The organism is Methylomonas sp. EFPC3 (assembly GCF_029643245.1).
GTDB classification, from domain to species: domain Bacteria; phylum Pseudomonadota; class Gammaproteobacteria; order Methylococcales; family Methylomonadaceae; genus Methylomonas; species Methylomonas koyamae_B.
Map to the genome: position 1 here is coordinate 4,092,239 of NZ_CP116398.1, position 19,202 is coordinate 4,111,440.

Here is a 19,202-nt window from a genome sequence, read left to right on the forward strand (position 1 = left end):
CTTGTTAGTCGCCGCTGTCGGCGCTACCAGCCGCTTCGACCGAGTTGCCCGGATAGCGGGTTCAAGTTCCGCCATCGGCGACAAAACAAACCTCGCTGGTCGCGTAAGCCGGCTTTTCCTGATCCACTATTCTTTCGATCAAGCCGCGGTGCGGCCGCAGCCGTTCCGGCACCAACACGCACAAATGGAACGGCCGGGCGGCACCGTCGGCCGTGGCGTTTTCTCTCAGCTCGAAACCGGCGTCGCCGGTGGCGGTTTGTAAAAATAATTTCAGGCCGTAGGCGGTCCCGCGCCACTTCGACAGCAAGGTGGCCGACGCGATCAGTTCGCGCAAGCGCTCGATGCCGGTGGAAATCGGCGGCGCGCCGTTCGGGCGGCCGGCGCCGGATAAGGGCGACAGCCGGTCCAGATCGACCCAGGCCGCCAGCATCGGCACGAAACGCTCGTCGGCCAGATACGGGTTGAAACGGGTTTCGACGTTTTCCAGAATCGCTTCGGCCGGCGCGTGTAGCGCTTCCATAATCTCCAGAATCGCGAACAGCGGCGATTGCGGTGTCAGGCCGCGCTGGAATATGCCCGGCAGCAGGCGTTCAATCGCTTGGCGTTTCATCTTCGCTGACCACTTCGAGTTCGTGCGCGGCGGAACACAGCAACCAATTGCACGGCACGGTGACGATGTCCGGAAACCTGTCCGCCGAGCAATTGCGGTAATCGCCGGCCGCGCCGCGCAGATAAAGCCCTTCGACGCCGCCGCACAGCAATAGCGCTTTGCCGGCCGGAGCGGCGGCAATCGCATCGACGGCCTGGAACCGGCCGACATCGCGCACCGGCAAGCCGCATTTGGCGTCGGGCGCTTTCCAGGCGGGCGCGGCGGAATTGGTGTTCAGGCTCAATACGCCCAGGCGTTGGCTGGCGGCGAATACCTCTTCGCCGACGAAAGCGAGGCCGTTGCAACTGCCGGCTTGCCAGCCGGCCTGAAAGCCTTTCCAGCCCTCGTTGTTATCGCTGGTGCCGGTCAGTCGCCAGCGGAAGCAGCCTTTGCCGGGGTCGGTGCCCGGTGCGCCGATGCCGGCCCATAAATAACTGTGTCCGCCCTGGTTTTGCACCGCAAGCAGCCGGACCAGCTCGCCTTTCAAGCCGATGGCGCTGAAGCTGCCGGGACGGCCGCCGTTGTTGGACAGGTAAATGCCGCGATTATTACCGGCAGCCAGCGCGACGCTGACCAAGCCGGAGGCGTCGGCCGCGACCGCAACCGCGTATAACGGGATTTCGTTGTCCTCGGCATCGAACTGCACCGGTTTCGGGCCCGCCGCCGGGTCCCACGGCACGCCGAGTTCGAACAGGCCTTTCTCGGTGGCCAGCAACAGCGCCAGTTTGGCGTCGCGTTCGATCCAGGCCATGTCTTCGACCAGAAAATTGGTTTGCGCGTAATCCAGCCAGCTTTCGCCGCAGTCGAGCGAGACTCTGACCCGGCTGACGCCGTCGCTGTCGAGCAGGCGCGAGCTGATCGCCAGCAAGCCGGCATGTTTCGGATCGGCGCCGGCCTGTTTCGGCCAGGCCTTGATCGCGTCGATTTTTTCGCCGGCAAACCGCTCGATCAATTCCCAGCCGTCGCCGTCGTTCGAGGAGCGGAACAGCCCGGCCGGGGTTGCCGTGTACCAGGTTTTGCTCTGGAAAGCGTCGGCGCACAGGGCGGCGACATTGGCGTTCGGGGCGTGTTGCACCGAGAGCCGGACATTGTTGACCGATTTGACGCCGGGGTCGTCACCGAGGATTTTGTAGACGTCGAACACCCGTAACGGTTGGCCGAACGGCCAGGGTTGCGCCGAGTTGGCTTCGATCGGATTGATGCCGCGGTAGAGTTTGCGTAACAAGCGCTGTTTCAATTGCAGCAGGTCTTCTTCGCGGTGGGTGACGATCTGCGCCCGCACCGTGACGTTTTTGTAGCGCGCCCAACTGACCTGGCATTCGGTACCCAGCGGCCGGCGTTCCGCCAGCGCGTTTTCAATCCGCAGCCGGGCTTCTTCGCTTTCCAAAGCGTAGAGTTGTTCGGCAGTCAACGGGGCGTTGTAATCGTCCGGCGCCGGCAGGTTGGGCACGATCAGGACTTCGACGGTACCGGGTCTGGCGTGGCTCCAGATGTCGGCCCGGGTAAAGGCCTTGGCGCGGTTGGCGGCACCGGAGCAATGCACCGCCAACAGCGCGTAATCGCGGGCCGTGACCACTCGTTCCAGCGAGTGGATTTGCTGCGGGCCGCGGATCAGCGCGTTTTCCAGGGTTTCGGCGGCTTTGCCGCCGGCGGCCGGTTCCGGGTTGGTCACCGCAACGCCGACGAGCGGATCTTTCAATGTGTTCAGCGTATTTGCCGCCAGATTGCCTTCCGCGCCGCCGCCGCGCCGGTACCAAAGCCGGATTTCGCGGCCGGCCGCCGGGATTTGCGCCAGGGTTTGCAACGGCGTCATGCCGCCGGCCGGATCGGGCAGCCGCAGCGCCGGGGTAAACACGATTTTCCCGGTCAGGCGGTCGACCAGATAGATTCTGCCGTCCGAACCCGGATTGGCGAAGTTCTCGGCTTCGCGCCAGACGATGTAGGACTTACCTTCGTACTCCAGCGCCGAGGTATGGTCTTCGATTTCGTCCGCTCCGGCCTCCACCCCCACCACCAAATCCAGGCCGTCGCGGTTCGGCGCGACGATGGGCGGCCGTTTGGCGTTGACGAAAAATCCCGGTTGGCCGTTGCTCTTGCCGGCCAGTTCGCCGCGCACCCAGTCGCAGTGGTAGGCAATGCTTTCGGCGCTGGTACTGCCGGCCGGAATCGTTACCGCCTCGCTGGTGGTGAAGATCGGCGGTTCCCGCCCCGAGCCGGCGCGACCCAAGGTCACCCTTACGCCTTTCGGGATTTCCACGGCGTGGCCCAATGGTTTCGGAATCGAAAACACCAAATTGGTGACCGCGGCGGCGGGCGGTTGCAAGCGCACGCCGATCAGGTTCAGGAACTCGATATAGGCTTTTTCCGGCAAGCGGTTCAAGCGGTAGATCATCACTTCGGTCAGATGGGCAAAGGCTTCCAGCAGCACCATGCCCGGATCGCTCGGACTCAGATCGGTCCATTCCGGGCATTGCTGGCGAATGCGGTCGCGGGCTTCCTGTAGCAAATCGGCGAAGCGGCGGTCGTCGAGGTTGGGCGGCGTCAAGTAAGTCATGATTAACCTGCCACGAGTGGGTAGCCAAATAGTAGTTGGTCGCGGCCTAGCGTCCGCCGCACCCGGTAATCCAGAACAATGTCGATTCGGGTCGGGTCGTCCGGATTGCTGCCGGCGTCCAGTTTCAGGATTTCGATGCGCCGTTCCCAGCGTTCCAGGGCCTGGCGCACGAAATGGATCGCCAGGCCGTGGGTGGTGGCGTCGTTGGGCATGAAGGCCAGCTTGTCCAGACTGCAACCGTAGTCGGGACGCATGACCCGCTCGCCGGGCACCGTGGTCAACAGCATCAGGATCGCCTGACGTACCGACAAATCCTCGCTGACCATGCGGATGCCGCCGCCGGCCGAGATTTCCAGACCGGCCGGCGCGTCGGGATGCAGAAAATCGGGGTGGGCAAAACTCCAGGCCCGGAATCTGGCTGTGCTGGGCATTAGCGTTCCTCCACAAAATATTGGCCCGGCTGGCGTACTTTATACAGCACGGTGCCGGGCGGGGTGCCGTCGGTCAGGCCGGTCACACTGTCCAGGCAAACCCGTTTGCCGCCGATTCTGATCCAGCTCGAATAACCGTGCTTCACCGCCAAGGTCGAGGTACAGGGTTTGATCGCCGGGCCGGCGTTCGGACAGCCGACGATCGGCCGTTGCTCCGGATTGGTCTCGACCAACAGGCGGCGGCCGTTGACGGTGACAAACGACTGGGTCGGGACAATACCGACCAAACCCAGCTCGTGGGCGCAAACCAGCGTGGCGTCTTCGGTTAACAGTTTCATGATTTCTGCTCGAAATTAATGGCCCGGCCGCGAATCGTGATGGTGCGGCCCGGCGCCTCGATCTCCAGATCGGCCTCGGCGTGCAGCCGGGTGCCGTTATCGGCCAGTTCGAAAAAACTGCCGGAATCCAGTTGCAGGCGGATCTTGTCCGGCTGCAGTTCCACCTGTTGGCCGGATTGGGTTTGCAGCCGGATCGAGCGCTCGGAGTCGTCCAGGCTGATGCGTTGGCCGCCCGGCGTGGCCAGAAAATAGCGGCCGATGTCAGCATCGACCACGGCGTCGTCCGGCAGCGGGCTGTCGCCGTACAAGCCGCCGATGACGATGGCCTGGGCCGGGTCTTCCCGGATCAGTGCCAACAGCACTTTATCGCCCAGATTCGGCAGCAGCAGCAGACCTTTGCCTTTGCCGGCGCCGGCACAGGCGACTTCGATCCAGTCGGTTTCCAGTTCGCCGTAAGAGGGCAGCATGGCCTTGACCCGGCCCAGGCCGTCCGGATCGTCGACCCTGGTGACGACGCCGACCGTAGCCAACGAGGCGCGTTTGCGCGGCCGCAGCGGCGGCGGTGCGGAATCCAGTTCGCAGACGTAGCCCTGGCGGCTATCGAAGCGGTGGGTCACCGTGCTGAGTACGTACTGGCCGTTTACCGGTCCGGGCAAGCCGTCGAGCTTGACTGCCACTCCGGGCATCAGCTCGGGATTACCGGCGGCGATGCCCCAAAACACGGTTTCGGCGGCGGTCCTGTGGTCCAGTTGCGCCTGGGCGTAAGCTTCGGCCTGGTTGTCGTCCTGCACGCTGTCGTCGGTCGAAGTGAATTCCGGCGCCGAATCGGCGTGAAAAGCGGCGTCGGCGGCCAAGCGGCGGCCGCAGCGGGCGGTATCGGCCCGGCCGCGGCGGGCGGCGGCCTGCCACGGGTCCCAGGCCAGATTGGTCACTGCTTGCCGGCTTTTGCCGCTATTGGCTTCGATTCTGGCTTCGAACAGATTTTCGCCCAGGGTTAACACCGCGTTGCCGGGGCGGCCGGCCAGACTGGCGAACTGCAACACCGAATCGCGCAAATGGAAATACAGACCGGCGCGTTCCGCGAATTCGGTCAGCAATTCCAGATCGGATTGCTCGTGTTGCATGATCAGCCGCCAGATCGGTCCGGTTTCGTCGGCTGCGACCGCGATATCCAGATCGCCGACCAAGGTCGCGGCCAATTCGGTGACGGTCAAATCGACATAGGAGCGCGGTGCCTGGCGCTGGCGCAAGCTGTGTAGCCGGTCGTAAGCGCGGATGCGCAAGCTTAGGTTGTTGCCCGGCGCGAATTCGTATTCCAGTGCGCTGACCTTGCCTTGAAACAGGCAGCGGTCGGGACCGGTCCGAACAATCAACTCGGCGCCGTCCGCGACCGAGGCCAGCTCGCCGAGCAAATCCGGCAGGCCCTGAAATGCCAGCTCGCATTGGCTGGGCAAGGACAGGCGTTCGCTGACTTGCAGTTCGGTCAGATATTGGGCGTCGCCGGCAGACAACGGCTTGCCGGCCAATTCGATCTGCAGTTGCGGCGGGTTTAGCAGCGCTTCCATGGCTATGGCTCGGCGGCGGGGGCGGCCGGGCCGATTTCCAGCACGGTCCCGGAGGCAATGTTTAACGGGTCGGCAACGACGGTGTTGGCAAACAACTCCCGCCAGCGGCCCGGATCGCCGAGATATTGGAACGACAACAGGTCGGGGCGATCGCTGCTGCTATTGTCGGCGGCAGTATCGGCCTCCGCCAGTTCGGTTTCGGCTGCGGCAATCATGTGTTGCAAACCGCCGGCCGGGAGCGGCGCGTTACCGGGGTAAGTGAAATTTTCGATAGCCATCGCTTCGGGAAAATCGGCGTCGGTCGGCATCGGCGGTTCGTTGACCCGCAGCAGCCGCATCCGCAGCCAGGAACGCTGAGGGACGCCGTCCTGGTTGAAATGTTCCAGTCGTTCGGCGACGGCGGTGACGACGCCGGGAATGTTCCAGCTTTTGCCCCAGACGAAACGGCAGACCGGGACTTGGCCGCCGCCGCCGGTTTTGGCGTTGTTCTCGGCCAGATTCCAGAACGGCCGGGTCAGGTCGCGCACGTCCTCGCTGCCGATCGACGAGCCGGCGATATTGACATCAAACAGCAGATCCAGCTCCAAAATGGTGGTGCCGCCGCCGGTCTGGATATAGCAATCGTCGGCCAGACCGTGGCCGGTCAGGATTGCGGCCGAGGACTGCCGGGGCTGGATGCCGGCCTTGCGGCGCATCACCAGCGTTTCCGGGTTCAACAGGCAGCGTAATTGTTCGCCGCTCTGTTCCAGCACGAAGGCTACTCGTTCCATGCCAACCCCCGATGTTCCTGTGCCAGCCGGCGGTTACGCTCCAGTTCGCGAGCCATCGGCTCCCTGGGAGGCTGGGTTTGTAAGCTGTTTTCTAAAAATTGATCAGGCAGTTCCGGCCAGCGTTGGCAGCGCTGCGCGAATTGGTCCGCCGATTCGTCGGGCAATTGCGGCCAGTTTTGCCGCTGCCAGTTTTCCGGTTTGGCCGGCTGCGATTCGGTTGGTAGCGTCGGCTTGGCCGGAACCGCGCCAAGCAACGGCTGGGTTGCGGGCGGCCTGTTGTGGGAAACTGCGATCGGGTCGGCCGAGCGGGTGGCGTTGCCCTGGATCGGGGCGGTTTGCTGCGGCCTTGCCGGTACTTGAGCCAGCGCAATCAGACGCCGGCTAGCGGCCGGCGGATTTTGCCGGTCCGCTTCAGTTTGGCCGGCAAATTGCCGGGCACGCGGCGCCGATTCCGATTCGATCGTGGCAGGCCGCGGCGCTGGTTTCACTTCGAACCGATGACGAGCTGTTTGCTGTTGCTTGCGGTATGCAGCCGCAGGCGCCGGGTGGTTTTCGATCCGGCGCCGAGTCGCGGCAGCCGACGCGGGCTTTGCCGAACCCATTTCGGTTGAAATCGGCGTGGCTCGGGCCGGCGGGTCGGTGCGCGGTGTTTCAGCTCGCCGGGAGGGGCCAACGCTGGGTTCGATAGTTGCACTGGGCCGTGCGGACTGCTGGGTGTTGCTGGTTTGGTCGGGGAGTGTCGGCTTGACCTTACTGTTACGGCGCAGCCAGAGCTTGGCAGGCGAGGGCACTGGCTGGGCTTGGCTGTGGTGCCTCGCGGTAGTGGTTTCCGGCACGGGTTGACCGCCGGCTAACGGCGAGGCGGCTACTGCCGGCGCCGGCGTATTCGCTGCTCGAGCTTGGGCGGCGGGCGCTCGGCGGCTCGGCTCCGGTTCGTTTCCTGGGCGGCCGGTGCGGGTCGCGGCGCTTGGCTCGGTCGCGGTTCGATAAGCCCCGGTCTCCGGCCAAACGTAGTCTTCCAGCAGCCAAGGCGCCTCGGCTTGGACCAAAGCCACCCAGTGCGGCGGCGGTACCCTGGCGGATGAGCCTGCTACAGGCGCTGCCCCATCCTCTGCTTCGGCAAGGTCGCCGGCCGGATTGACGGTCTGGTAGCGCTCGACTAAACGATTGCCCCAGCTTTGCAGCCAGCGTCCCAGGCCAATCAGCAGCGTGCGTCCCATCGTCGTTCCCGCTTAGCGTTGTTCCAGGCCTTCGTGGGCTATTTCCAGCGTCTGGATCGCCACGCCCTGGCCCAACGATTCCAGCCGGGCGCCTTTCCATTTGCAGGGCCAGGCGTTGTGCAGGTTCCAGCGGGTGGCTTCCTCGGCCTGGCCGTAAGGCTTCAGCAAAATGATCGATATTTCCCGGCGGTCGGCCTTGCCGCGCGTCGATTGCATCAACCAATTCCAGACGTCTTTATTGTCGGAAACGCCCCAACGCAACACCACGTTGCCGTAGGCAACCCGGCCTTCCAGTTTGCGTACCGCCGGTGCGGCGCCGCCTTCCCGGTAATCGATGGTCTCGACGTCGATGCTGAGGCCGTCGATTTCGGTGAAATAGGCGCCGTTCTGGCCGCCCCATTCGAGGATGAAATTGTAATTTCGGTAAATTTCCGCTTCTGCCATGGTCGTTCTCCTGGTTGCTTGGTCGCTGATTGATCTATGCCGCGTTTTGCGGTTCTACCGGCGTCGCGCCGGCCCATTGCCCGATGCGGAAGATGATGAATTCGGCCGGTTTCACCGGCGCGATGCCGATTTCGATGATCAGTTGGCCGGCGTCGATGACTTCCTGCGGATTGGTTTCCGCGTCGCATTTGACGAAGAAGGCCTGCTCCGGCGTTGCGCCCTTCAAGGCGCCGCTACGCCACAATCGGGTCAGAAAAGCCGAGACGTTGCGCACCACCGAGTTCCACAGAATGCGTTCGTTGGGTTCGAACACGGTCCACAGCGTGCCTTTGGCCAGGGATTCTTCGACCGAGTTGAACAAGCGGCGGACGTTGACGTAGCGCCATTCGCTGCGCGAACTCAACGTGCGGGCGCCCCAGACCCGGATGCCGGAAGTCGGAAACGAGCGGATGCAATTGACGCCGAGCCGGTTCAATTCGCCTTGTTCCTGGTGGGTCAGCATGTAGGTCAAACCCAGCGCGCCGTTCAGCACTTGGTTGGCCGGCGCTTTGTGGACGTCGGTTTTGGCATAGATCCCGGCCATGAAGCCGGACGGCGGCGTCGCCACTTTCTGAATGGGATTCAGCGGGTCGGCGGCGACTACCCAGGGGAAGTAGAGCGCGGTGAAGCCGCGGTCGGAGCCGCTCGGCAACAAGCCTTTCACGGCCGGCGCATCGGCCGGTTTGGCCGTGGCGTCGCTGGCTTCTTCGCTGCCGATCTGTTTCAGCGCGTCGATATTCTTTTCGGCGTCGCGCGAGGCATCAAGGATCGCCACCACGTCCTGCCGATTCTCGCAGAAGGTTTTCAGGGCTTCCTGCGTGGTTTTGTCGGTATAGCCCGGTGCGGCGACGATGGCGATTTCGTCGATCGGTTCCAGACAATACAGGCCGGTGCGTTTGCGGGCATCGCCGACCACCGAGCCACCTTTGCCGACATTGACCACATAACAGCGCGAGCCGCCGTTACAGAAAAAGGCGTATACCGATCGGGCCAGATCGGTACTTTCGCTGTCCTCGGCCGTGAATTCGCGGACGAATTGTTGCCAGTTGTTGCAGGCGAAGGCTTCGTTTAGATGTTTATTCGCGGCGGGTGCTACGCCCAAGAATGCGGCGACTTCGGATCCCACCATTTCGATAGAATTCGATCCGGTCGAGAGCTCTTCGATATAAACGCCCGGTGTCAGATAGGTAGCCATGTCAGATCTCCAATTGCTCGAAATGTATTACTACGGGTTCTTGAGTCGAATTAGCGGGTTCCACTAATAACTCGCGTCGTTTGGCGCGGATCAGATAACCGCGACGGTGTTGGTTCGGATCGATGCCGGCAAAGCTGAAATTGCCGGCGGCATCGGTCCGGGTGTAACGGCCGGCCGCCACCAGCTCGACGTCGGTGTCGGCCAATGGAATCTCGCCGGGGCCGAGCAGGCGGCCGCTGAAAGTCGCGACCGGGCCCATCCTGACCTGCGGCGGTGCTTTGATGCGCGGCACCGTTGGTTCGGCCACAGCCAGCGCGACCGGAACCTTGATCGTAAAAGCCGGCGCCGGTTTGACACCGAAGGCTTGCCAGACTTCGAGCGGTGGCGGCGCAAACTCGTATTCGAATTCGGTTTGTTGCACGGCTGCCGCGACCAGAGTGCCCAATAATTGGTGTGCCGCGGTTTGATCGGCGGCCTGCACCGTTATCAGATAGTTCAACAGGAATTGCGGTTGCGGGCTGCGCGCGGCCGCAGATGAAGTCAGACGTCTGAAATCCAGCAGGTATAACACGACGGTCGGTTCGGCGGCCGGGATGCCGGGCGGCTCGAACGATATCCTGGCTCCGGCGGCGACGGCGCCGACCCAGGCCGATAATTTTTGGTCGGTTTGTTCGAACACTTAAAATCTCCCCCGGCCGGCAGTGCTGAATCGGCTGTACGACTGATTGCCGGAAACCCCGGTACTTAGGCCGGTTTCACCGGCAGAAAGCAACCGCGCGCCAAACCAATTTGTCTCGGCTTGGTTGGCGGCCGTTTGTCCGCTGGGTCGAAAGTAAAACTCGCCGGCGGTGTCGCCGGCGCCCTGAATCGGGCCGTACAACGGCCGTTGCGGATGGCCGAGCCGGGAAGACTGGTCGTAAACCGTTTCTTCGATCTGGTCGTGAATAGCATCGGCCGAGATCGGGTCCGGCTTGTTGTAATTTTTCAAGAAGTCTATGAATGCCGCGGCGAACACCGAATGTTTGCCGCGGCCCTTATCCAACACCGGTTCGTCGCCGCCCGAGGTCAAGTATTTGCGCGAAATCAGCGACGATTTCAGGGCAACAATCGAACCGGGCTGGCCGGTCGCGGCGGTCAATTGCGGGGTCGACATCAAGGCGGTATTGCGTAACGATCCGGAAAAACAGGAGTCGGCCACGATTAGCACGTGTCTGGCGCGCATCACTTGCGGCGCGGTGTTGCGGGCAATTTCGTAATCGCTGATCCAGGTATCGCTGCGCGGCGGCTTGTCGGCATCGATCGGTAGCCAGAACCCCGCCGTGTTTTCTTCCTGACCGTGACCGGCGTAATAAATCAGCAGGTTGTCGTTGTCGGTCGTTTGCTGGCGCAAGTCGAAAATCGCCTGCCAGATTCGCGAGCGGGTCGCCTCTTGATTCAGCAGCAGTGTGACCGAGGTGAAGCCGAATTTGCCGCGCAGCAATTCGGCCACCGCTTTGGCGTCGTTGACCGGGGTTTGCAGTTGATTCATCGCGGTGTAATCGTCTATGCCGATCACCAGCGCAAAATAGCGGCCGACAGCGGGCGCGGCGATCGTTTCGGTTTCCACGCCTTGGCCGCGCAACTTGGTTTCGGTTTGGGCGATCTGGCTTTGCAACTTGGCGATTTGGTCTTGGTCGGCTTTGGCTTTTTGTTCCAGTTCGCTAATCCGTTGCTGCAATTGCCGGTTGCGCTGTTGTTCGGCCGGATCGGGGTGGGATGGCGGTTGTTTTTTGATTTGCATCGCCAGCGCTAACTTTTCCGCAATTTGCTGCTTCAAGCCGGCTTGAGCGTTAACCAACAACAGGCTTGTCTTGGCCAGTTCAGTACGCAATTTGGCCGTTTCGGCATTGTCGTTCGCCGGCGGAGCTTGAGCAGGCAAACCGGCGGCTTTGCGATACCATTCCATCGATGCAGTGGAGTCTTTGCCGATACCCAACCCTTTTTCCAGTAAAAATCCCAGATTGGCTTGGGCGCGGGAATAGTCCTGCTCGGCGGCTTTGCGGTACCAAACCGCGGCATTGGCGTAATCGGCGGCGCGTTCGTAGAACTCGCCGAGATAGGTTTGGGCAATCTTATCGCCGGCTTCCGCGCATTCTTTCCAGACGTTGGCGACCTGCTGCAAATTGGCGGCGTCGAAGGCTACATGCTGGCCGCCGCTAGCCCGGCATTGCCATAAACTGGTACGGGCCGGGCGCGGCGGCGTGGTATAGAAAATGCCGGTTCCGACTTCGATGTGCAGTCCGGGCAGTTGGCAATCGACGATCATCCGTTCCTCGGCGCTGCGGTTGCTGCCTTCCGCCGGGTCGCCAACCCGGCTGCCGTTGACCGGGCAGCCGGCCAATTGCATGCCGCCCGAGCGCGACATGCCGCCGGCGCACCCGGCCAGCAGCAAAACGCAGCCGAGCCAGACAGCGAAGCGGCCGATTGCGCTTGCCGCAAAGGGTGTCGTCATTGGAGGCTGGCTTTGCCGTTGCATATTCAATTCTCCTAAATCCGCCGAGGTCCGTTTCATCCCACCAGCACGAAGGGCGCCCAGTAGTACGGGTGCTGGTAATCGGCCGGCGCGGCGTCGCTATCCACCGATACGCCGCGGCTGTTTAACGCCTCGCGCCGGCCGGATTTGATCGCATCCGGACTCATAGTTTGTAAATGAAGCTGTGCTGCCTGCAGCGCCGAGCTCGGTGTCTCGCCGGCCTGCAGGTGCCGGTAAAACTCGGCCATCAGCAGGCTGGTCGCCAAATCGTCGACCGGCCAGAGACTGACGATCGCGGCGCGGGCGCCGGCCGCCAGCAAACCGCGGCTGAAGCCCAACACATCGTCGCCGCCGGCGGCTTTGCCCTGGCCGGTGCGACAGGCACTCAACACCACCAAATCGGCGTTCAAACGCAGCCCGATCAAGTCCTGTACGGTTAACGCGCCGCCATCGGCCAGCAGAATCGACGACAACAACGGCGCGTTTTCCGCCAGTACGCCATGGGTGGCAAAGTGCAGCACATTGAAATCCGGTAACGCCTTCCTTACCGCGGCTACCGTCGCCGCCGGCCCGGTTAAGACGAGGCTGTTATCGTTTAACTGGGCAATGTGGGCGGCTTCGGTTTCGGCGGCCGGCAGCGCCGGTTGGGCTGCTGCATGCTCGGCAAACGGCGCTTGGTAGGCCATCTTGGCCGGATTGCCGACTGCCAACACCTTCGGTTTAGTGCCGCTATCGGGCTTGGCGAGAAACTGCAGAATGCTGGCGCTGGGCAGATAGGACAGGCTGTGGCCGGCGATCAGCGGCCGGCCTTGCCAGGGTAGGGCATGGAACGGCAGGGCATGGGTCGTACCGTAGGGTACGATGAGCAGGCGATTGTGCGTAGCGAGGACGTCGGCAAACGGTTTCAGCAACCATGCGCTGAGCTGGTCGCCGGTTTGGCGGTAGTCGCCCCGGCGTTCGCAGGCGGTATGGAAGTCGCGTACCCGGCGGTCCAGTTGCTTGGCGTCGATGTTCTGCCGCTCTGCCGTAATCAGACCTTGACTGTCGATTGCCCAGGTCAGCAGGTCTTCGCCGAGAAAGGCGTATTGCAGCAAAGCCGTGCCGGCCGGCAACAGGCCGGCAATTTGGCCGACGTCGGCGATCGGCGCCTGGCGATTGACGGAGCGGTAGAAGCTGGGATTTGCTGCGGCCAGTTGGGTTTCGGTCTGGCGCAATTGAGTCTCGGCGGCGGCAATTTTTTGTTCCAGATAGGCAATCCGGCCGGCATCCGGTGTTTGCGCGCCGCGCTCGCCGGCCAATAAGCTGCCCCAGGTCGCCAGCTTGGCCGTGTCCTGCAGCCAGCGGCGGACGCTTTCGTCTGCGTTACGCTCGGGGCGATTGGCGCCGTTAGCCATCAGGTCCAACAGCGCGCGGGCTTTGCCGCGCTCGGCATAGTGGTAGGCGGTTTGCCGATGGCTGGCTGCTGAAGCCGGTTGCAATGCCGCCAATTTCAACGCATTTCTTGCCGGCAAAAAATACAGGTATTGCGAGCTGGAGGCGGAGGATAAGGCGGTTTTGAAGTTGTCCCGCCGCAGCAATTGCCGGGAGCGTTCGAACGCATCCAGCGCTTTGGCATAGTAGTCGGCCGCCTGGGTTAAATTTTCCAGGCCTTCGGCGACTTCGCCGTAGGTTTGCAGGCTCTCCCAGGGCTTGTCCTCGCTTTGCCACCAATCTTTACCGAAGCGGCTTTCCAATTGGCCGAGATGGTTGGCCGAATCGGCATAGGCCTTGATCATGCAGAAGAACAGCGCCGCCTGCTGCTGGCTATTGCGCCATTGTTGTTGGATGCCGGCCTGGATTGCTTCGCCGCCGATCTGCGCTGCCAGCGCTTCGATGCCGCTAAGTAACGGCGATGCGCCGATTTGTTTTGGCAGATAGCGGCGGTAGGCTGTGGCGGCGGCAGGGTAGTCTTTGCGCTGGGCGTGGACGATTGCCAACTGAAAGTCGCGGTGGTGTTGAGCCGTTTTGTCGGCTGCCGCCAGTGCAATGGCAAATTGCCGCTCCGCTTCCGTGCGGTCGCCGGCATTGCGTGCGGCCAGCGCCCGGTAACACGGGGCATTGACGGCGGTGTATTCGATGGCCTCCTGCGCCAGTTGCGTCACCAAGGAGCCGGCGCCGGTATTGTCGCTGGTGGGGTGAGTTTTCAACCAATCGAGTTGGGTTTGTAGTTTGCCGGCGATGGTCTCCATATTGTCGGCGTCCATAGCGTCCAGATAGGCCTGCCACAGACCGTGCAGCGACAACAGCAGCCGCAGCGGCGCGTTGGCGTCGAGCTTGGCCGAGTTTTGGGCTGCCGATTGCAATTCGACCGCCTGTTGCAGGTGGACGATGGCGGCGTCGCGCTCGCCCAGCTTACGCAGCAGATAGCCCTGGTCCATCAGGCTTTGCACCCGCCGCGGCGTCGAACCCAGGCCGGTATACAGCGATTCCGCCAGACGAAAGCAGGCCAGCGCCCGCTCGAAATCGGCATCGCGCAACAGCCAGTGCCAACCGAGGCGGCTGTGCAGGAATCCCAGACCCAGTGCATAACTGAACGAGCCGGCGGTTTTGCCCCACTCGCCGATGCCGGCGGCGATGTCGCGCGGTTCCGGCACTTGGCCGTCGGCGACTTTCAGCAATGCGACATGCGCGGCGGCGGTCCAATAACCGTAATCGTCGCCGGCAGCTTGGAACTGCTCGCGGGCGCTGCTCGCTGTGGCCAACGCTGCGGCAGTGTCGTTTGCCAACGCCGCCAAATAGGCATGGCGCAAGCTAACTGCCGCTTCGCCGCGCGGGCAGTCGCCGGCCGCCGCGAATAGTGCCGCGGCTTGGGCGTAGGCATCAGTCGCTCGCCGGATATCGACGGCGGAGCGGTCCAACTCGCGTTCCATCGCTTGCGAAGACAAACTGCTGTCGGCGTTGGGCGGCGGGTTCAGCGCGGTATTGAATACCAGCGGCGAGGATAACGGCGCGGCGTAGGCGTCGCCTTCCGCTAGCCAGCAGGCGCCGGCACCGGCTTTGTCGCCGATTTGCAGATACAGTTGTTTGGCTTGCTGCCAATAAACCAGCGCGGTTTGCAGGTCGCCGCCGCGGCGGTAGAGATCGGCCCGGTTACGCAACACCACGGCTTGCCATGCCGGCGGGTAGCCCGTTTGGCTGTCCGGCGTCAGCATCGTCAATACCTGGTTCAGCAATTGCGTGCGTTGTTGCGGGGTCATCGGTAGCGTGGCCGCCGAATCCAGCGCCGACTGCAGCGATTTGATGCCGCCCAGCTCTTCGCCGACGAAGGTATTTTCCTGGAGCGCTTGCGCTGCCGAGACTTGGGGGCGCAATGCCGATTTACGTTTGCCGGTTTCCGCCAGCAGCGCCATGAAACGCTGGGTTTGCCCGGCTTCCATGTCGGCGACGCTGCCGCCGCTGTCGTTCGGAAAATGGTTGAATTGCTGGTAAGCGGCCATCTCGGTAAAGCTGGTCGCCCGCAGTTGGCGCAGTGAATCGGCCGGCACCAAGGTTTCGATCTCGCGGAAATGGCCGGCGGCAGCGGCCGCTTCGCCTTGCATTAAGCGGACGAGGCCCAAACCCAGCAGCGCATCGGCCAACTGTTCCGGATTTGCTGCGGTTCGGGCGGCTGCGGTTTGAGTCTCCGCCTTGGCCCGGGCTTGGGCGAAATCGTCTTTGAATTCGGCGTAGACGATAGACGTCAGCGGCAACGAGCCGGCGCCGGCAGGTTCGGCGGCAAACGCTTCTGACCAGCCCGAGACTCCGATTTTTCCGGCATAGGCGGCCACTAGGGCCGCGTATTTCAGAAAGGTGCGTCGGTCGAGGTAGAGAGAAGCTGGGCTCATGGCTCGGTTCCGGTCAGTTACCGCAGCGGCTTTTGATGTCGCAAGCCTTGACCAGGGCTTTGACGCCGGGCAGGCCGCGGGCGCTGCGGGTTTCTTCGCCGAATTGCCGGTAACGCCAGCAGGCTTTTTGGCGCATGGTTTTTCGGTCCCAGCGTTCCCAATCCTTTTTGTATTTGATCAATTGGTATTCGACGCCGATATCGGGTTTGACTTTAAGTTCTTTGGCGTTGCCGTCGTAACCGTGCGAACCCCAGGCGATCCGCTTCAGCGGGTCGACCACCATCACCACGTGGCCGTCGCCGCGTTTCGGATCGCGGTACACCAACAGGTCGCCGGTTTGCGGCGGTGTACTGTCGCAGCGTTCGAAATGCTGCGCCAGCGGGCTGTCGGTTTTGACCATGTCGGCCGTGTTCAGGTATTTGTCGCCGGCGTTGTAGGGCAGGCCGGCGCGGGTAAAGGCAAACCAGATCGCCCGCGAACAATCGATGCCGCGTTTTAAATTGTCCAGATCGGTTGCGGCGTTCCAGGCGTGGCCTTTGTAGCCGAAACCGTCGCCGGCCGCGGCTTGCGCCAGCCAATCGGCTTTTTGCAATACTTTGTAGAGTGCCGTGTCGCGGTCGTCGGGCAGATAGGGGCGGATATCGAAATGCGGGATGGTGAATTCGCGGGTCTGACTAAATCCGGCGATTCCGCGGTCGCCGGCTTTTTGAAAGCGGGAATTGGCCTCGACCCGTAATTTGATTTTGCTCAAGGTCCAGGTGGTGTCTTCCGCACTGTCGCTGTCTTGCATCTGGCCGCGGGTGCCGGTCAGATAGCGGTCCAATGCCCGATACAAACCGGTTTTGGCCGGGTCGGCCGCGCGGGTGCGGGCGCTTTGCGTCAGCAAATCCCAGCGCACCGGATTTTTTTCCTTGGTGCCGAACACGATCAGTTGGTCCCAAACATCCAAAGGCAAACCGGCGCGAAAGGTTTCGCCGGCGGCGCTGAACGTAGTCGATTCGCCCGGTTTCAGTAGTTCGCGGCGGCCGTCGGCCGGGAAACCGAAGCTGCTGCCGTCGGTGGACAGCACCACGCCGCCGACCAGCAGCGGTGCCGGTGCGTTCTTGTCCAACGTGACTTTGACGTTCCAGCGGTGGCATAAGGGCATGACCTGGTCGGCATTCGGCGCGGCTGCTTCCCACACGCCTTTGGCGCAGTCGTCTTGTCTGGCCGACGGAATCACTTCGACTTGCAGGCTCTGGTTATCGCTAAACTCGCTACCGCCTTCGCCGCGCAATTGCAGCAAACCTTTTTGGCGGGCGTGCTGCCACAAGTTGTGGGCGGCGTCGCTATCCTGGCCGAAGACGTTGCGCACCCGGTTTTCCGGGCCTTTCAGTTGTAATAAGCCGTCGGAGGTCAGGCTTAATTCGAAGTCGCCGGGGCCGTCGCCGACGTTGAGTAAGGTTTTCGCATCCGGATCGTCGGCGATCGCCTGTTTGATCGCGGCGGCGCGGTCCGGCGGCACGCCGCCGGGCTCTGACTCGGGTTTGATCCTGACATTGATGCGGACGTAGTCGTCGGCCGGCCTCACCGGCACGGCAATGTCGCCGACCGCCAGCGCAGTCGCCGCCGCATTTTTGCCGACGATAGTGGCCGTCGCCGTCAGGCCGGTCATGGTGTCGATCGCCACGCTGGCTTTGGCCTTGGCCGGATCGCGGGTATCCGCTCCGCTCAGCGCGCCGTCGTAAATACGGAGTTCGGCGCCGACGCCCAGTCCGGGTAACGGCGGACCGGCCAGTTTCAGCGGTGGCCCCAATTCGGTGACTTCCCAGGCCACCGGCGCCGTACGTGTGCTGTTGCCGAACACCGGCCGGTCCAGCTTGCCTTGGAAATAGGGGATTTGGTAACTGCGGGCGGCGACCAGGGCCGGAATTTGCCGGGCGGCCTGGGCGTAAGTCAGGGCTTGGTTGCTGCCTTGGCCGAGCACTTGCAACAAGGCGTCGGTAAATATGCCGCGACCGGCTTGTTCCAGGGCGCTGGTGCCGTCGCTGGCCGCGGTCAGCGCAATCAGATTCGGCATCGATTCCGGCGCTAAATCGCCGGCTCCGTCGCCGACGCCTTCGGTTTGCGGGGCATCGGCTTGATCCGGGGCCGGTTCGACGAAGCGGGCGACCATGGTTTCCCGGTCGCCGCGGGTCGCGGTGCCGGAATTGCAGGAGTCGAGGATGACGGTGACGTTGTCGCTCTTTTTATAGAGTTTGGCCAACAGGCCGTTCAAGCGGTCGTCAGTAAAATCGCCGATTTTGGCGCCGTTTTGTTCGGTACGCGAATCGTGCAATACCAGGGTTTCGTCCTGGCCGTCGGGTTCGTCGCCGTTTTTATCGACAGTTTGCGAGCCGTGGCCGGCGTAGTAGAACACGACGATGTCCTTTTCTTTCAAGCGCGGCAACAAAAAGCTGTCGAACGCTGCCTGCAGATTTTGTACGGTGGCCTGGTCGTCCAGCAGCATGCAGACGTTTTCTCTCGGAAAGCCGTAACCGTTCTTGCCGGACAATATTTCCTGCATCCGGCGCGCGTCTGCCGGCGGGCCGGCCAGATCCGGGACTTTGTCCGAGATGTATTGGCCGACGCCGACGACCAAAGCCAGCTTTCTGACCCCGCCGGATTCGGTGGTTTGTTCGATGGCGCAGCTCGGAATTTGTTGAATCGCGGCAAAGCATGGGCTGGCCGCTGCCAGATACAAACCCAGCAGGCTGCAACAAATCTCTAGCGCGAGGCGGTTGGAGCGTTTCATGGTTTCGACTCCCGGCGAAAGCTGTGGTCGGCGACTTTGCCGGGCCTGAGCCCGGCGCTGACTTTATTTCAGCTTGTCGACATTGTGTTTAAGTTCGTCGCGGAAGGTTTGCAGCGCTTCGGCGGCTTTGGCTTGGCCCTGGTCTCTGAGCGCCTGTTGTTTGGCCAGCAATGCTTTCTCGATCTCGTCGTAATCTTGAAAAATCTGTTTGCTTTGTTCGCCGGCTTCGCCGCGGATCGCTTCCATTTCCTGTACCAGTTTTTGGTAGCGGTCGCGGATTTCGGTTTCGGTGGATTGGGCGTCCTGCTGCCATGCCGCCAGCGATTCGTTCATTTTCTGTTTCGAATCCGCCCATTCCTGGTTGGCATCTTTGAAATAGTCGCCGAGGTTTTTGGCGGCCTCGCTGACCGCCTGTTTCATATCGGAAATGGCACCCAAAATCGCGCCGAATCCGGATTTGGGTTCCAACGCCGTCAGCACGCCGCCGTCGGCTACTGGCGGCGCGGATTCCGGCGGATTAGTGATTACGATTTTGGCCGGCGGCGGCTCGACGGCGATTGCGGCCTGGGCGTTGGCTTGTACCGGCGCGGCTTTGGCTTTTTCCAGCGCCAGCGCAATCGTGACGCCGCTGCTGATGGGGGTTAAGCCGGTGACCTTACCGATCACGGCGCCGTTAAATTCGACCGGATCGTCGGGCTTGATGCTTTTTGCATCGCTGAAATTCACGCTGACGTTGATCCAGGACGGGAACAGGTCGCAGCCTGCCAACGCGGTAACGATTGCCAATATCAGCCATTTGAAATGGGTGCTTGCCATGGGATTCTCCTAAGGTGCGTGATCGCTGGGCAT

General features: G+C 62.4%; 14 protein-coding genes. All 14 read right to left on the minus strand.

Translation table 11 applies throughout. The features are described 5' to 3' along the window. Positions 1 to 61: 61 nt before the first annotated feature. The 14 genes from PL263_RS18595 to PL263_RS18660 all read right to left on the minus strand — a co-directional run bounded on the left by PL263_RS18595 (position 62) and on the right by PL263_RS18660 (position 19,169). Positions 62 to 610 (minus strand): phage tail protein, encoded by a 549-nt coding sequence (locus PL263_RS18595; protein WP_222101876.1) that lies wholly within the window; start codon positions 608 to 610, stop codon positions 62 to 64. Beyond that, the gene (locus PL263_RS18600; protein ID WP_278210794.1) at positions 591 to 3,203 is read right to left on the minus strand and encodes a baseplate J/gp47 family protein; all 2,613 of its coding nucleotides are present in this window, start codon (positions 3,201 to 3,203) and stop codon (positions 591 to 593) included. Before PL263_RS18600 ends, PL263_RS18595 begins: the two co-directional genes overlap by 20 nt. Positions 3,204 to 3,205: 2 nt before the next feature. Continuing rightward, entirely contained in the window at positions 3,206 to 3,634 is a 429-nt protein-coding gene (locus PL263_RS18605) for a GPW/gp25 family protein (protein WP_256610314.1), read from the minus strand. Beyond that, on the minus strand, positions 3,634 to 3,972 hold the full coding sequence (locus PL263_RS18610) for a hypothetical protein (protein WP_278210795.1): 339 nt from the start codon (positions 3,970 to 3,972) through the stop codon (positions 3,634 to 3,636). Before PL263_RS18610 ends, PL263_RS18605 begins: the two co-directional genes overlap by 1 nt. Next, positions 3,969 to 5,537, minus strand: coding sequence for a phage baseplate assembly protein V (locus PL263_RS18615; RefSeq protein WP_278210796.1), 1,569 nt, complete (start codon positions 5,535 to 5,537; stop codon positions 3,969 to 3,971). Before PL263_RS18615 ends, PL263_RS18610 begins: the two co-directional genes overlap by 4 nt. A gap of 2 nt (positions 5,538 to 5,539) precedes the next feature. Then, the gene (locus PL263_RS18620; protein WP_278210797.1) at positions 5,540 to 6,307 is read right to left on the minus strand and encodes a hypothetical protein; all 768 of its coding nucleotides are present in this window, start codon (positions 6,305 to 6,307) and stop codon (positions 5,540 to 5,542) included. Continuing rightward, positions 6,295 to 7,527, minus strand: coding sequence for a hypothetical protein (locus PL263_RS18625; protein ID WP_278210798.1), 1,233 nt, complete (start codon positions 7,525 to 7,527; stop codon positions 6,295 to 6,297). Before PL263_RS18625 ends, PL263_RS18620 begins: the two co-directional genes overlap by 13 nt. 12 nt (positions 7,528 to 7,539) lie before the next feature. Beyond that, positions 7,540 to 7,971 carry a phage tail protein gene (locus PL263_RS18630; protein WP_140911676.1) on the minus strand — a complete coding sequence of 144 codons (432 nt, stop codon included), beginning with the start codon at positions 7,969 to 7,971 and terminating at the stop codon, positions 7,540 to 7,542. Positions 7,972 to 8,005: 34 nt separating this feature from the next. Further along, on the minus strand, positions 8,006 to 9,205 hold the full coding sequence (locus PL263_RS18635; protein ID WP_278210799.1) for a phage tail sheath C-terminal domain-containing protein: 1,200 nt from the start codon (positions 9,203 to 9,205) through the stop codon (positions 8,006 to 8,008). Position 9,206: 1 nt separating this feature from the next. Further along, a complete protein-coding gene (locus PL263_RS18640) occupies positions 9,207 to 9,884 on the minus strand; it encodes a hypothetical protein (RefSeq protein ID WP_278210800.1) in 678 nt (225 codons plus the stop codon). Then, the gene (locus PL263_RS18645; RefSeq protein ID WP_278210801.1) at positions 9,885 to 11,696 is read right to left on the minus strand and encodes a caspase family protein; all 1,812 of its coding nucleotides are present in this window, start codon (positions 11,694 to 11,696) and stop codon (positions 9,885 to 9,887) included. 56 nt (positions 11,697 to 11,752) lie between these two features. Further along, the gene (locus PL263_RS18650; protein WP_278210802.1) at positions 11,753 to 15,580 is read right to left on the minus strand and encodes a CHAT domain-containing protein; all 3,828 of its coding nucleotides are present in this window, start codon (positions 15,578 to 15,580) and stop codon (positions 11,753 to 11,755) included. 13 nt (positions 15,581 to 15,593) lie between these two features. Further along, positions 15,594 to 18,353 (minus strand): caspase family protein, encoded by a 2,760-nt coding sequence (locus PL263_RS18655; protein ID WP_278210803.1) that lies wholly within the window; start codon positions 18,351 to 18,353, stop codon positions 15,594 to 15,596. Positions 18,354 to 18,416: 63 nt separating this feature from the next. Continuing rightward, positions 18,417 to 19,169 carry an MlaD family protein gene (locus PL263_RS18660; protein WP_278210804.1) on the minus strand — a complete coding sequence of 251 codons (753 nt, stop codon included), beginning with the start codon at positions 19,167 to 19,169 and terminating at the stop codon, positions 18,417 to 18,419. Positions 19,170 to 19,202 lie beyond the last annotated feature (33 nt).

What these genes read in the sequence shown, in the direction of transcription:
- PL263_RS18660 (WP_278210804.1), bottom strand. Translation starts at nt 19,169, where the DNA reads ATGGCAAGCACCCATTTCAAATGGCTGATATTGGCAATCGTTACCGCG.
- PL263_RS18605 (WP_256610314.1), bottom strand. Translation starts at nt 3,634, where the DNA reads ATGCCCAGCACAGCCAGATTCCGGGCCTGGAGTTTTGCCCACCCCGAT.
- PL263_RS18630 (WP_140911676.1), bottom strand. Translation starts at nt 7,971, where the DNA reads ATGGCAGAAGCGGAAATTTACCGAAATTACAATTTCATCCTCGAATGG.
- PL263_RS18610 (WP_278210795.1), bottom strand. Translation starts at nt 3,972, where the DNA reads ATGAAACTGTTAACCGAAGACGCCACGCTGGTTTGCGCCCACGAGCTG.
- PL263_RS18615 (WP_278210796.1), bottom strand. Translation starts at nt 5,537, where the DNA reads ATGGAAGCGCTGCTAAACCCGCCGCAACTGCAGATCGAATTGGCCGGC.
- PL263_RS18650 (WP_278210802.1), bottom strand. Translation starts at nt 15,580, where the DNA reads ATGAGCCCAGCTTCTCTCTACCTCGACCGACGCACCTTTCTGAAATAC.
- PL263_RS18645 (WP_278210801.1), bottom strand. Translation starts at nt 11,696, where the DNA reads ATGACGACACCCTTTGCGGCAAGCGCAATCGGCCGCTTCGCTGTCTGG.
- PL263_RS18655 (WP_278210803.1), bottom strand. Translation starts at nt 18,353, where the DNA reads ATGAAACGCTCCAACCGCCTCGCGCTAGAGATTTGTTGCAGCCTGCTG.
- PL263_RS18625 (WP_278210798.1), bottom strand. Translation starts at nt 7,527, where the DNA reads ATGGGACGCACGCTGCTGATTGGCCTGGGACGCTGGCTGCAAAGCTGG.
- PL263_RS18635 (WP_278210799.1), bottom strand. Translation starts at nt 9,205, where the DNA reads ATGGCTACCTATCTGACACCGGGCGTTTATATCGAAGAGCTCTCGACC.
- PL263_RS18600 (WP_278210794.1), bottom strand. Translation starts at nt 3,203, where the DNA reads ATGACTTACTTGACGCCGCCCAACCTCGACGACCGCCGCTTCGCCGAT.
- PL263_RS18620 (WP_278210797.1), bottom strand. Translation starts at nt 6,307, where the DNA reads ATGGAACGAGTAGCCTTCGTGCTGGAACAGAGCGGCGAACAATTACGC.
- PL263_RS18595 (WP_222101876.1), bottom strand. Translation starts at nt 610, where the DNA reads ATGAAACGCCAAGCGATTGAACGCCTGCTGCCGGGCATATTCCAGCGC.